This is a genomic window from Mycetocola sp. Y442 (genome assembly GCF_056898615.1).
Map to the genome: position 1 here is coordinate 531,507 of NZ_JBXHBV010000003.1, position 13,329 is coordinate 544,835.

General features: G+C 64.5%; 12 protein-coding genes. 8 read left to right on the forward strand and 4 right to left on the reverse strand.

The features are described 5' to 3' along the window. The first annotated feature begins 77 nt into the window (after positions 1-77). On the forward strand, positions 78-2,789 hold the full coding sequence (locus AC1X6S_RS14065) for a cation-translocating P-type ATPase (protein ID WP_483406375.1): 2,712 nt from the start codon (positions 78-80) through the stop codon (positions 2,787-2,789). Between the two features lie 48 nt (positions 2,790-2,837). Here the strand turns inward: AC1X6S_RS14065 and AC1X6S_RS14070 are convergent, their stop codons facing one another. Then, the gene (locus AC1X6S_RS14070) at positions 2,838-3,206 is read right to left on the reverse strand and encodes an NIPSNAP family protein (protein ID WP_483406376.1); all 369 of its coding nucleotides are present in this window, start codon (positions 3,204-3,206) and stop codon (positions 2,838-2,840) included. A 262-nt stretch (positions 3,207-3,468) separates the two neighbouring features. On the opposite strand from AC1X6S_RS14070, the gene AC1X6S_RS14075 reads away from it, so the two are divergent. Further along, positions 3,469-4,536, forward strand: a complete 1,068-nt coding sequence (locus AC1X6S_RS14075) for a fumarylacetoacetate hydrolase family protein (protein ID WP_483406377.1) — start codon at positions 3,469-3,471, stop codon at positions 4,534-4,536. Further along, positions 4,533-6,038 carry an aldehyde dehydrogenase (NADP(+)) gene (locus AC1X6S_RS14080; protein ID WP_483406378.1) on the forward strand — a complete coding sequence of 502 codons (1,506 nt, stop codon included), beginning with the start codon at positions 4,533-4,535 and terminating at the stop codon, positions 6,036-6,038. The genes AC1X6S_RS14075 and AC1X6S_RS14080 overlap by 4 nt, the downstream gene beginning before the upstream one ends. 24 nt (positions 6,039-6,062) lie before the next feature. Here AC1X6S_RS14080 and AC1X6S_RS14085 read toward each other — a convergent pair whose 3' ends face one another. Further along, a complete protein-coding gene (locus AC1X6S_RS14085; protein ID WP_483406379.1) occupies positions 6,063-6,782 on the reverse strand; it encodes a FadR/GntR family transcriptional regulator in 720 nt (239 codons plus the stop codon). Positions 6,783-6,908: 126 nt separating this feature from the next. Here AC1X6S_RS14085 and AC1X6S_RS14090 point away from each other — a divergent pair, with 126 nt between their 5' ends. The 4 genes from AC1X6S_RS14090 to AC1X6S_RS14105 are packed head-to-tail and all read left to right on the forward strand — an operon-like array spanning position 6,909 to position 11,143. Beyond that, positions 6,909-8,171 carry an ABC transporter substrate-binding protein gene (locus tag AC1X6S_RS14090; protein ID WP_483406380.1) on the forward strand — a complete coding sequence of 421 codons (1,263 nt, stop codon included), beginning with the start codon at positions 6,909-6,911 and terminating at the stop codon, positions 8,169-8,171. Further along, positions 8,161-9,093, forward strand: a complete 933-nt coding sequence (locus AC1X6S_RS14095) for a carbohydrate ABC transporter permease (protein ID WP_483406381.1) — start codon at positions 8,161-8,163, stop codon at positions 9,091-9,093. The genes AC1X6S_RS14090 and AC1X6S_RS14095 overlap by 11 nt, the downstream gene beginning before the upstream one ends. Next, entirely contained in the window at positions 9,093-9,923 is an 831-nt protein-coding gene (locus tag AC1X6S_RS14100) for a carbohydrate ABC transporter permease (RefSeq protein ID WP_483406382.1), read from the forward strand. Before AC1X6S_RS14095 ends, AC1X6S_RS14100 begins: the two co-directional genes overlap by 1 nt. Positions 9,924-9,931: 8 nt before the next feature. Next, on the forward strand, positions 9,932-11,143 hold the full coding sequence (locus AC1X6S_RS14105; protein ID WP_483406383.1) for a mandelate racemase/muconate lactonizing enzyme family protein: 1,212 nt from the start codon (positions 9,932-9,934) through the stop codon (positions 11,141-11,143). Positions 11,144-11,224: 81 nt separating this feature from the next. Here AC1X6S_RS14105 and AC1X6S_RS14110 read toward each other — a convergent pair whose 3' ends face one another. Beyond that, entirely contained in the window at positions 11,225-12,229 is a 1,005-nt protein-coding gene (locus tag AC1X6S_RS14110) for a glycosyltransferase family 2 protein (protein ID WP_483406384.1), read from the reverse strand. Between the two features lie 81 nt (positions 12,230-12,310). Between AC1X6S_RS14110 and AC1X6S_RS14115 the strand changes: the two genes are divergently transcribed. Then, complete coding sequence (locus tag AC1X6S_RS14115) at positions 12,311-12,868, forward strand: hypothetical protein (RefSeq protein ID WP_483406385.1); 558 nt, start codon at positions 12,311-12,313, stop codon at positions 12,866-12,868. Between the two features lie 155 nt (positions 12,869-13,023). Here the strand turns inward: AC1X6S_RS14115 and AC1X6S_RS14120 are convergent, their stop codons facing one another. Further along, positions 13,024-13,284, reverse strand: coding sequence for a hypothetical protein (locus tag AC1X6S_RS14120; RefSeq protein ID WP_483406386.1), 261 nt, complete (start codon positions 13,282-13,284; stop codon positions 13,024-13,026). Positions 13,285-13,329 lie beyond the last annotated feature (45 nt).

A 13,329-nucleotide genomic window follows, 5' to 3' on the forward strand; every position in this document is an offset into this window, starting at 1 on the left:
GAGCACAGCCGTCACCGTCGAGACCGTTTATCCCGATACCCGCACCCCGACCGAACCCACCGACGCGAAAGCCGAGCATGACCCTCGACACACCGACAAGTGCTCCGGCACCAGCGGCGCATGCCCAGGAGCCAGACGCCGTCCTGGCGCAGCTCGGATCCACACCGAACGGACTGTCGACCACAGAGGCCGCCGCGCGGCTGAACCAGTACGGACCCAACCGTCTGGCCGAGGGCAAACCGCGACCAGCACTTCTTCGGCTGCTCGGGCACTTCCGCAACATCCTCATCTACATCCTCCTCGGCGCGGCCGTCATCAAGGCGGTGTACCGGGACTGGCTCGACTTCTGGGTCATCGCCACGGTCGCCGTTGTCACAGCCCTGATCGGATTCATCCAGGAGGGGCAGGCGGAACGCGCGCTCGCCGGCATCCGGAACCTGCTCTCGCTCTCGGCACACGTCCGCCGCGACGGGAGTTGGATCGAGGTCAGCGCCGACACTCTGGTGCCCGGTGACATTGTGCGGATTCGTGCGGGCGACAAGATCCCCGCCGACCTCCGCCTGATCTCTGCGAACCAGCTCGAGGTCGACGAATCCGCGCTGACGGGCGAATCCGTCGCCGCGGCGAAGTCGACGGATGCCTCTCCCCACGACGCCGGCGTCGGCGATCGAGAGGGCATGGCGTTCTCCGGCACGGCTGTCACGGGCGGCGCGGGGGTCGGGGTGGTCACGGCGACCGGTCCGAACACCGAGATCGGTCACATTCAAAGCCTGATCTCCGAGGCGCAACCGCTCGCGACACCCCTGACGCTGCAACTGGATGCCCTGAGCAAGCGGATGGCACTGCTGATCCTCGTGGCCGCGGCCGTGATGACGGTGGCGGGGCGGCTCCTGCACGACGACTCGGCGCGTGACCTGCTGACGTCTGCCATCACCTTCGCCGTCGCCGCTGTGCCCGAGGGGCTCCCAGCGATTGTGACCATCACCCTCGCGCTCGGGGTGCAGCAGATGGCGAAAGAGCAGGCGATCACCCGCAAGCTCACCGCGGTCGAGACGCTCGGCTCCGTCACCACGATCTGCTCGGACAAGACTGGCACTCTGACGCTCAATGAGATGACGGTTCGCGAGATCGTCACACCGGCTGAGCGTTTCGCCGTGACGGGTGAGGGTTACCGGCCGGCGGGTGAGGTTCATCGCGCATCGGACGGGTCGGTCGCAGCGCTGTCGGACTTCAGCCTCGCCGCGCTGGTTGCGACCGTGGCCCGGTGCAACGACGCCGCGCTGGCGCAGGATGGCGACGACTGGTCGATCGTCGGAGCGCCGACCGAGGGCAGCCTGGTCGTGCTCGCCCGGAAGCTGGGCTTCGATCCCGCCGGGCACACGCGCCTCGCTGAGCTGCCGTTCGATTCGGTGACGAAGTTCATGGCGGTGCTCGACCGTGATCCGGCGGATGTCATCCGTTTGATGGCGAAGGGCGCGCCCGACCGCCTCCTTGAGCGGTGCACCACCCAACTCGCCCCCGACGGGTCGACGCAACCGCTCGATAGCGCGCGCTGGCACGCCGCCGTCCACGAACTCGGTGCGACCGGGCTCCGCGTCCTCGCGGCGGCCTGGACCCGGAGGGACAGACTCACGGATGTCGACACCGACACGGTGCGCGACCTCACCTTCCTGGGACTCGTCGGTATCGCTGATCCGCCCCGCCCCGAGGCCATCGAGGCGGTCCGGCTGTGCCATAGCGCCGGCATCCGGGTCGCGATGATCACCGGCGATCATGCCGCCACGGCCGCCGCGATCAGTTCAGAGCTGGGCCTCGCCGATGACGACGACACCAAGGTGGTGACCGGTGCGGAGCTGCAGCGGATGTCGGACGGCGAGCTGTCGGCCATCGCGCCGGAGGTCACCGTGTTCGCGCGCACGAGCCCCGAGCACAAGATCCGGATCGTGCGGGCGCTTCAGTCGCGTGGGCAGGTCGTCGCGATGACCGGCGACGGCGTCAACGATGCACCGGCGCTCCGGCGGGCCGACATCGGCATCGCCATGGGAATCAACGGCACTGAGGTGACCAAGGAGGCAGCCGACATTGTGCTCGCCGATGACCACTTCGCCACCATTGAACGAGCTGTCGCTGAGGGGCGGCGGATCTTCGACAACATCCAGAAATCACTGATGTTCCTCCTGCCGACCACGTTTGCACAGGCGCTCGTCGTGCTGACGGCCGTGCTCGGCGGGTTCGTGCCACCGCTGCAGCCGACGCAGGTGCTGTGGGTCAACCTCGTGACCGGCGTCACGCTGTCGATTGCCCTCTCCTACGAGCGAGAGGAACCGGGCGTAATGAATCGGCCGCCGCGAGACAGGAATGCGCCGGTCATCGACCGAATCCTGCTGCCCCGCATCATCCTCGTGTCGATACTGATTACCGCCGCAACGATCGGCATCTTCTTCTTCGTGCTCAACACCGGGAGCAGCTTCGCCGTTGCACAGACGAGCGCGGTCACCATGCTCGTTCTGGGCCAGGCCACCTATCTGTTCAACTGTCGCTTCCTCCGGAGCACCAGCGTGACGCCGCGCGTGCTGGTCGGAAACCCCGTGGTCTGGTACTCGGTCGTGATTCTCTTCACGATTCAACTGATCTTCACGTACGCGCCGTTCATGCAGGCCTGGTTCGACACCGTCCCGCTCGGCTTCAGGGAGTGGGGTATCGCGCTCGGGTTCGGGCTCGCCATTTTCCTCATCGTCGAGGTCGAGAAGGCGATCGTCGGGGCCGTGGAACGGCGGCGGAGCGCGTGACGGATGCCGTGGGTTGAGAGATCGCGGCTTCGCGGGCAGGGTTGCGGCTCAGGCTGGCCAGGTGAAGGCGGTCCGCTCGTCTGAGCTCTCGACCGGAAGCGTGCGAATGGGCGAAAAGCTCGTTGGATACATGATTTTGTTCTCCATCGTGCGGATCATCGGGCGGATGGCCGCCATGCACTCGATCCAGTCGGGATCGACCGCGAGAACCGCACGACGTTCCCGACGCTGTTCGAGGTCTTCGTAGGCCCAGAAGTGGGTGACCTGGTTTTGCACTCCTATCTCTGTGACGAAATACCCGAGGAATCCGCCGAGGACTTCCTTCTGACGCGGCAGCCCCATCCGCTCGTACGTCGACAGGTACTCGGCAAGGCGGACCTCGGAGTGCAGGACGTACGTTCGCTCTTCAACCAGCATGGGGCTCCTTTTTTTATCTCATAAATTATGATTATTATAAAGAACGCGGCCAAGGGCGGCTGCCGCCACGTGTCTTCCGCGAATGCCCCCTCCGACTGGAAGGACGAAACTCGTGATACCCCACCGTCATATCGCTGCCGATGATGGCCTCCCGGAACCCTGGGCGGGGTCCGCCGAACATGCGCTGCCTGATGATGCCGGACAAGCGACGCTTGTTGGCCGAGTCTGGGATCCTCGCGTTGGCGGGCCCTCTCCTGTTCTGGTGCGGGACGGAGCACTCTGGGACATCAGCACCTCGTTCGCCACGGTGAGCGACCTTTGTGAGGCGGACGATCCCGCTGGAGCGGGCAGGCAAGCGCCGGCTGAACGCATCGGAACCCTCGAAGAGATACTCGCGAACACTCCGCTGGAACGCCGCGCAAGCGACCGGCCGTGGCTGCTCTCCCCCATCGACCTCCAGGCGGTGAAAGCCGCCGGAGTCACGTTCGCGGCCTCTCTCATCGAGCGGGTGATTGAAGAACGCGCAGGAGGCGACGCGGCAGCAGCAGCGGCCATCCGTGACGAACTCGTCGAGGTCGTCGGGGCCGACATTGCCGGCATCGTCCCGGGATCCGAGGAAGCGGCGCGGATCAAAGAGATCATGGTCCAGCAGGGCACCTGGAGCCAGTATCTCGAAGTCGGGATCGGGCCGGATGCCGAGGTGTTTACAAAAGCGCAGGTCCTGTCCAGCGTCGGAACAGCATCGGATGTCGGCGTCCTCGCCTCCTCCCTCTGGAACAACCCCGAACCAGAGGTTGCGTTGCTCGTGCAATCGACCGGCCGGATTGTTGGCGCGACGCTTGCCAACGACGTCAACCTGCGAGACGTTGAGGGCCGATCTGCGCTTTTGCTCGGGCGCGCAAAGGACAACAACGCTTCCGCCGCGGTCGGCCCGTTCATCCGGTTGTTTGACGACACCTTTAACCTCGACCACGTGCGCGAACTGAAGATTGAACTCGCGGTCGATGGCGTCGACGGGTTTCAGCTGCGGGCCGTATCCGACATGTCCAGAATTTCCCGCGACCCGCGCCTCATCGTTGACCAGCTGATCGGCGACCACCACTCCTACCCGGACGGAGCGCTTCTCATGCTCGGCACGATGTTCGCCCCGATCGACGACCGGGACACCCCGGGAGGCGGCTTCACTCACAAACCCGACGACATCGTCCGGATTTCCTCGCCAGGGCTCGGCGCTCTGACTAACCGCGTGCGTGAATCCGAGCGCTGCGAACCATGGACCTTTGGCGCACGTGCGCTGATGACTAATCTCGCACAGAGAGGACTGCTATGAGCACCGTGACAACCACCGACCCCCGAACCGGCCGGACAATCGAAACGGACATCACCGACTCAACTCCGGAAGAGGTGGATCTGGCCGTTCGAACCGCAAAGGAATCCTCCGCTCCGCTCCGCGACCTGTCGCGGGAGGGCCGGACGCGGATGCTCAACCGCATTGCGGACCTGATCGACGCTGCAGCGGACGAACTCGCGGCGACGGCCGGCGAGGAGACTGGTCTCCCCGAGGCCCGGTTGCGCACCGAAATAACTCGCTCGTCCAACCAGTTCCGACTCTTCGCCAGCGTCATCCTGGATGGGCAGTACCTCGAAGCGGCGATCGATCATGCGACCCAGGACGGGACAGGCCCGGACATTCGCCGCATGCTGGTTCCGGTGGGGCCCGTGGCCGTGTTTGGGGCAAGCAACTTCCCCTTCGCGTTCTCCATTTTGGGTGGAGACACGGCATCCGCTCTGGCCGCCGGCTGCCCGGTCGTTGCGAAAGCACACCCGGCACACCCGCTGACCTCGCTCCGCTCGATCCAACTGCTGCGCGAGGGAACCAGTGAGTTCATCACCGGTGCATTGCCGGTTCAGATCGTCTTCGGCATGGAGGCGGGGAAAGACCTCGTTCAACACGAGAACATCTCCGCCGTCACCCTCACCGGCTCCATCAACGCCGCGAGGGCGATCCAGGCCCTTGTCGACGAACGCGACAACCCCATCCCTTTCTACGGCGAGCTGGGAAGCATCAACCCGCTCATGATCCTTCCCGGGGCCGCGGAGGCCAGAGGGGATGCCATCGCCGACGGGTTATTCGCATCCTTCACCGGTTCCGGGGGCCAGCTGTGCACGAAACCCGGGGTCGCATATGTGCCTGCCGGGGCCGCGGGAGACCGCATTGAAGCCAGGCTCCGTGAACTCGTCGAGCAGGCACCTGCCGCAACGATGCTCACCGAGGGCATGCGGGATTCCTTCAACGCCGGTGTCGATGAGCTGGCGTCGGCGGGCGCGACACTCGCCGCTCAGGCGCCAGCGCACGACGCGCAGGGATTCACGGCGAGTCCTACGCTGCTCACGGTGGATCACTCAGACCTGGGCGGTCGGCTCGTCGAAGAGTGCTTTGGGCCCGTACTGCTGGTAGCCCGCTACGGTAGCCCCTCGGAGCTGCGCGGCGCGATCCGGACCCTGCCAGCCGCGCTCACCTTCAGCCTCCACACCGACGAAGGAGACGAACCAATTGCCGCAGGCCTCCTCCCCTCACTGACCGAGCATGCGGGCAGAATCATCATCAACGAGTTCCCGACCGGAGTCCGGGTGTCGTGGGCCCAACACCACGGCGGACCGTGGCCGTCGACGAATTCACTGCACACTTCCGTCGGTGCGACAGCGATTCGCCGGTTCCTCCGGCCTGTGGCGTTCCAGAACCTGCCCGAATCCCTGCTCCCTGAGGAGCTGACCGACCAGTACACGTTGATCCCGCGTCGGATCGACGGCGTATTGGTGCCCGCCGCCTGAGCGGTGGCGGGCTGCGAAGCTGCCTCAGTCTTCCGGCGTGAAAGGCGGCTCACCTGATCGAAGGTCTTCGTCCGAGTCCCGAAGGGCGAAGCGCATCGCACTTTCGGCCGCGTCCGGGTCCCCGGCCTTGACCGCGTCGAGCACCGCACGGTGATCAGGGACCGGGTCCATCCACCCAGCTTCCGGGTGATGTTGGATCCGGTTCCTGGCTTCGAGTGCGTGAGCAATCACGACATCGAGGCGGGCGTAAAGCTCGTTGTGGGTGGCGGCGAGCAGGAGAAGGTGAAACTCGAGGTCCGCAGCAACGAGGCGCCCGATGTCCTGCCCGGCGGCGGCGAATGCTTCGAATGCGGACTCGAGTTTGGCGAGATCCTCGTCTGTACGTCGCGCAGCTGCGAGCCGCGCAGCCGCTGGCTCGATCGCGTCGCGCAACTCCGAGAGATCAGCGAGGAGACGATCGTCGTCCCGCTGAGCTTCGCGCCGCCATCGCATCACGTCGCTGTCCAGGAGACTCCATGCGTCACGGCTCCGAACGAAAGTGCCGCGCTTCGGGCGGGAGTCAACGAGCCCCTTCGCACCGAGGACACGCAGCGCCTCGCGAATGACGGTCTTACTGACGCCGAACTCGGGCTCGAGGCTGTCGATGTCGATAGTCAAACCGGGCGGGTAGTCGCCTCTGATGATCCGCAGGCCAAGGGCAGCAACTACTTCACCGTGGAGGCCGCGGCCTGGATACACCGCCATAGAACCGACACTAGCGCAGCGCTTTTAATTTTTCGCCGAAATATTGCCTACTTTGCATTTTTTATTATTATATATTTACGTTCTACAGCACCCTTAGGCTCTACCCCCACTTACAAAGGAGTAAAGATGGCACCCCCAACCTCCCGGCGTCCGCGCCGTGCCGCGATCGCTCTGGTTCTCGCATCCGGACTGGCACTCTCAGCCTGCTCCTCATCGGGCGAATCAGACTCCACCGATGGAAGCATCGAACCGGCAACCATCACCTTCGCCGCTTCCACCTTCGGCGACCCGGGGCTTGGCCCCCGCCTCCAGGCCCTGATCGATGAGTACAACGAGAGCCAGGATGTCGTAACCATCGAACCGGCGGCGGTCCCCTTCCCCACGTTCGGGCAGACCGTCCTGACTCAGATGGGTGGCGGTGAAGGACCCGACCTCGTTCGCTTCGACATGCCGGAGTTCACGTCAGCGGCGGACGCCGGTCTTCTGGAGCCGCTCGGCGACAAGATCGACGCTGAAGAACTGGGCCTCCAGCCCGGACCAGACAAGTACATGAGCGTTAACGACGAGCGGTACGGAGTGATCTTCGACTCCTCCAACTACGTCATGTACTACAACACCGACCTCATCCCCGAGCCGCCGACCACGTTCGACGAGTTCATGGAAACGGCTAAGGCCACAACTCAGGGCGACGTGTACGGACTGGCGTTCCGCCAGACACAGGCCGAAGAAAACGGCGTCTGGCAGGACATCTTCAACTACGTCTACGGATTCGGCGGCGAGTGGTCCGACGGCGAGGAACTGACGCTGAACAACCCGAAGAACGTCGAGGGACTCGAGGCCTACAAGTCGCTCTACGACGCCAACGTCATCCCGAAGGGTGCTGACGCTGCGACCTTCCGCAAGATGTTTGCTCAGAACAAAGTCGGCATGGAGTTGAACAACGGTGGCTACCTCGTCGCCACGCGCGGCACCAACCCCGACCTGAACTTCAGCGTTGCTCCGATCCCGTTCCCGGAACGAGCTCAGGGCGCAATCATGGCTCCCATCGTGATCAACGCGAACAGCGAACACAAGGACGCGGCGATGGACTTCATCAACTGGGTCCTCGAGGAAGAGAACCAGGTCGGCTTGCAGGAAGCGCTCGGTGCGTCGAGCGTTGCCACGAAGACCGAACGCAGTGAGGAGCAGCTCGCGGAAACCCCGTTCCTGACCGTCTTCGACGAGCTCACGAACTCCAGTGCTCCCCAGATCGTCGTCGGCTTCGGCCCGCAGACGGCTGACATCCGGAAGATCGTCGTGACGCAGGTCATCGCCGCACTTCAGGGACAGCAGACGATGGAAGAGGCCATGGACAAGGCGCAGGATGAGGCAGAGCAGCTTGTCGGCTAAAACCGCGAACGCCGCCGTCGGCACCAGCCGGCGGCGGCGTAGTCCGCTCGGTAGCAAGTGGACGCCATACCTGTTCCTGCTGCCAGCCGCCCTGTACATCGTCATTTTCCAGGCCGTCCCCCTTCTCCAGGAGATCTACCTCAGCTTCACGCGGACGAACCTGCTCAACCCCACGCGAAGCGACTGGGTGGGGCTCGACAACTACGTCAAAGTATTCAGCAGTGCCGATTTCCAGCAGACACTCACAACAACGTTTGTCTACGTACTCGCCTGCGTCATCGGATCCGTTGGCTTCGGGCTCGGTGTGGCGCTACTCCTCAACGGACGGTTCCCTGGACGTGGAATTGCCCGCGCACTGGTCACTGTGCCGTGGGCAGCACCGGGTATCGCGACGGCACTGATCGCAACATGGATGCTCAACGCGCAGTACGGCATCATCACTCGCGCTCTCCGGGCGCTGGGCATCGACGTCGGCGAAAGCGGCATCCTCGATAACCCCGACCTCGCCCTGACCGCCATTCTGGCGACAACCATCTGGCAGTTGTTCCCGTTCGTCGCTGTTGTCCTGCTTTCGGCGCTTCAGTCGGTTCCCGCGGAACTCACGGAAGCAGCCCAGATGGACGGGGCCAATAAGTGGTGGTCATTCCGTGTCGTCACCTGGCCAGTGATCAAGCCGACCGTCGGACTGATCGCGTTGCTCATGACGATCTGGTCGCTCAGGCGATTCGAGCTGATCTGGCTGATGACCCGAGGCGGTCCGCTCGGCACCACGCGGACGCTCGTTATCGACCTCTATTCACAGGCTTTCGATTCCAAGCAGCTCGGAGCAGCCGCCGCTATCGGGATGGTGGGCATCGTGATCGCCCTCATCGTCGTGGTTGGCAGCCGCTTTGTGGCCCAAGCGGCAGAAAGAAGTAACTAATGGCTCGCATGAAATTGGGCGTCGCCGGCCGGATGATCGCCGTGCTGTTTGTGCTTGGAATCGCTGTCTTCCCCATCTACTGGATGTTCACGACAGCGCTCACAAGCGATGCGGATCTTTTCGCTGCTGAACCCCGCCTGGTACCGGACTTCAGCCAGTTCGGTGTCTTCGTCGATGCTCTGAAGGATGGGCCGACCCTGACCTGGCTCGCTAACAGCACGATCGTCGCTATCGGCACCACGGCATTCTCGATTGTTCTCGGAATTCCACTCGCGTACGCGCTCTCGCGGTTCTCATTCAAGGGCAAGGTTGCCGTTGGCCTTTTGCTGCTCATGACCCAGATGCTTCCCGAAGCCCTGATGGTTGTGCCCCTGTTTTCGCTCTATCGGCGGTTCGAGCTGCTCGACTCGCTGAGTGGTTTGATCCTCGCCAACACGGCGTTTGTCCTGCCCATCGTCGCCCTTGTTTTGAAGGGGGCAATCGATGGAATCCCGCGCGAGCTCGAAGAGGCGGCCAGGGTCGACGGCAGCCGACCGCTCACCGTGCTGTTGAGGATCAACGTGCCGATCATCGCACCGGCGATCGCAGCGGCGGCCGTCATCGCCTTCTTCCACGCGTGGAACGAGTACGTCTTCGCGGTGACGTTCATCTTCAACAAGGCGCTGCAGCCGGCATCCGTTGGACTCGCGGGCTTTGTGGGCGAACAAGGCACCGCCATCCAAACAATCATGGCGGTCGCGTTCATGTTTACGCTGCCCGCTGTGGCTTTTTATCTCTTCGCTCAGAAATACGTTGTCTCCGGAATGACGGCCGGCGCCGTCAAGGGTTAAGGAACCACATGAAAATCACCAAGCTGAAAACGGTCACTGTCGACTTCTATCGCACGAACCTCATCTTCCTGATCGTCGAGACCGACGAAGGGCTCACGGGCGTCGCCGAAGCGACACTTGAGGGGCAGGAGTTCGCGGTGCACGGTGCCGTGCGTGTCCTCGAGCAAGCCGTGATCGGCAAAGACCCGACACGGATCTCTCAGCTCATCTACGAAACCGCCCGCAACGGCTACTGGCGCGGCGGGCCCGTCACTGGCACAGCGTTCAGCGCGTTCGAAATGGCGTTGTGGGACATTTCATCCCGTGCGCTCGGCGTGCCGGTTCACCGCATGCTCGGCGGAGCGGTTCGCGACCGGGTCCGCGCGTACGCCAACGGATGGTTCTCCGGCGCTTCCAAGCCGGAGCATTTCGCCGAAGCGGCGGTTGCAACCGTGGCATCGGGTTTCCGGGGGCTGAAGTGGGACCCGTTCGAAGCGGCCGACCGCCACCTGACCGATCGCGACATCGACCGCATGCTGGAGGCGGTCGATGCCGTTCGGGACGCAGTTGGGAGCGACGTCGAACTGTTCATCGAGGGCCACGGCCGGTTCGACGTGCCTACCGCGATCCGGGTCGCGCGCCGACTCGAGCGCTTCAACCCTGTGTTCTTCGAGGAGCCATGCCCCCCTGAGGGCGTCGACGCAATGATCGAGATTCGTCGCCATTCGCCGGTCGCCATCGCCGCGGGGGAACGGTGGTACGGGCGTCAGGGCTTTGTCTCCGCGCTGGAGCGCGGCGCCGTTGACTTCGTTCAGCCCGACATCACGCACGCGGGCGGTTTCCTCGAACTGTCGTTCATTTCGACACTCGCGGCTCACCACTATGTCCCGTTTGCGCCGCACAACCCCAGCGGCCCACTCAGCACGGCGGCAACGCTCCAGCTCGGCGCAGCACTTCCTAACTTCCGCTACCTCGAGATCATGGCCATCGATGTTCCGTGGCGAACCGAGATCTCCAATGAGCGACTCCAGTTGACGCCCGAAGGCGATGTGCTCATCCCCGAGGGCATTGGACTCGGAATCGAGCTGAATCTGGACGCCATCGCCGAGCACCCCTACACACCACACCCGATGCGTATCTTCCAGGACGCTGTGGCGGACATCCGACCCCCAGACGCTCGGTCGTACTTCAACCAGCCAACGGCCAGCCCGGTGGGAACCCCGGTCGCGGTTTCGCCGTAATACCGAGGGCGCGAGGGGACAGCGGTCGCTGTCTCCCTCGCCCCGCGGTGGCTGCGGGCCGAGTGCCGCAGTGTCACGGCGTCACACGCCGAGCTTCTGCCTCAGCACCGCTGGTGAGTTCGCCGCTTTCTTCAGACGTGAGCTTCCGTATTTCGCGCCTCCGAGCATCCGTGCACCGACAGCGAGCCAGGCGCAGACCGCCCGTTCGACCAGCCAGGCCGGTGCCCACAACGCGCTCGTCGGCGGAAAGACGCGCGTGCCGCCGTGTCGGCGTCGGCCGAATTCCGCGAGTGCAATCGCAGCCGCGGAGGTGGCGGCGAGGCGCAACGGGCGACGGATGCTCCACACCAGCAGCGGGAGAAGGCCCAGTTCGAGCACAAGCCTGACCGGCTGCGCGAAGCTGTCGTACGCCTGGCGCAGCCGCTGTCCGGCGAAGTGAGCGGCGGTCGGCGGGATGCGGCCGACGAAGAGATCGCCGACGCGGCGCTCCCGCCCGCCGCCCGCCGTGGTCGTGCGGATGAGTTCGAGGTTCTCGAACAGCACATCGCCGTCGTACCCACCGAGCTCGAGGAGGAGGTCGCGGTTCACGCCGAGCGTGCCCGGGTAATCGGATGCCACGGCGCGGTTGATCAGGGTACGGGCCGTGTCCCAGCGCGCGTGCCATGGCAGTGCCGTGAAGTAGTTCTGCGGGCGAACGATGTCTGCGCTCTCCAGCTCGGCGACCATCCGTTCGAGGCTGCTGCGCTCGTATCGGACGTCGTCGTCGGCGATGATCACGGTGCGGTGGCGCGCCAGGCGGATGCCGGTGAGCACGCCGGCAACCTTCCCATTGCCCGTTGGCGGGCCGTCGGGCGCGACGTGGCGAACAGTGCCTCCCCACAGCGCGTGGTGCGCGGCGAAGACGGCGGCGGGCGACCCATCGACGACAGTGATGTCGAGGTGTCCGCTCAGGGTGCGGAGGTATTCGGCGAGTTCGCTGGCGTCGGCGGCGCGGGAGTCGGGCCAGCGGAGCGGCAGTACGTATTCGGCGGCGAGGCGGGTCGGCTGCGGGGCGGCAGTCGAGGTTGTGGCGGCGCTCGAACTCATCCGCCCACTCTCGGCGGGGGCTCCGCCGGGGGTCAACCCCTTGTCAGTACGGATGTCGGTGGCGCGCGTGACACTGTGCGCATGGAGAAGCCGCTTCCCACCATGGATGACGTTCTGCTGGCGTACTTCGGCACGGAGTACGACAACAGCACAGGAGTGCAGCGCAAACGGATCGTTCGCGTCGACAAGCTCCTTCGCCGGTATCTCGAGTCTGAACCGGAGACCTTTCTCGGCCCGTACGGCCGGGCCATTCTCGACGCCGAGCGCGAATTCGCGCCCAAAGGTGCGGTGTGCCGGATCATGCGGGCCGACACTCTGCTGTTTGCGTTGCAGCGGTTCATCGAGCCGCCGCACCTCGACCCGGATCCCCTCGTTCAGCGGGTGCAGTTGCGCTGCGTCGAGCGGCTCATCGCGCGACTGGTGAGAATCGAGCTCGCCGAGTACGACACAACCTGTGTGCAGTGGGATCTCAACGGCGCGCTCCGCCGCGCGAAGTGGGAGCTCAATCGCGATCGCCGTGAGGCAGCCCGCGCCCGCAGACGGGCGCGGCGCGACGCCGAGCTGCGCGCGAGTGACGAACAGTATCCGGGAGTGCTTGGAGTGGGCCGTCCCCCCTGGGGGCAGCCTCCATCGCCATGACCCCGAGACCCCATCTGCACCGGATGCCGGCGCCCACTTTGCTCGGACGAATACGGTCGTATTTCTCGCGAAAGTGGAGCCGAATCTGGCCGAGCAGCAACGCGACGAAGCCATTTCTGGCTGAGCAGCGCCCCAGGGCAGCAGATACGACCTATCTAGAGCGGCCGACCGTAGGGGTAGTCGACCCAGAGCCCGGCACCCTCCTCCGGACAGGCACTACGGGCACCTTCCAACGTGGACCGATAGTCCGCGGGGTAACGCGCACCCTGAAGAATGGCATCCAGATCCACGTCGTGCTCCTCGCGACCGCCAGCAAATCGTGCGTCGTACTGAATACTGCGGTATCGAGTCTTCAACCAGCGACGGGTCTTCCACGTTCTCGTGGCACGGATCGCGATGGGCATCTCCGAACTCATGAGTTCATCCTCGCCTATCGCGCCTCAGACAGCAGCGATCCGCGC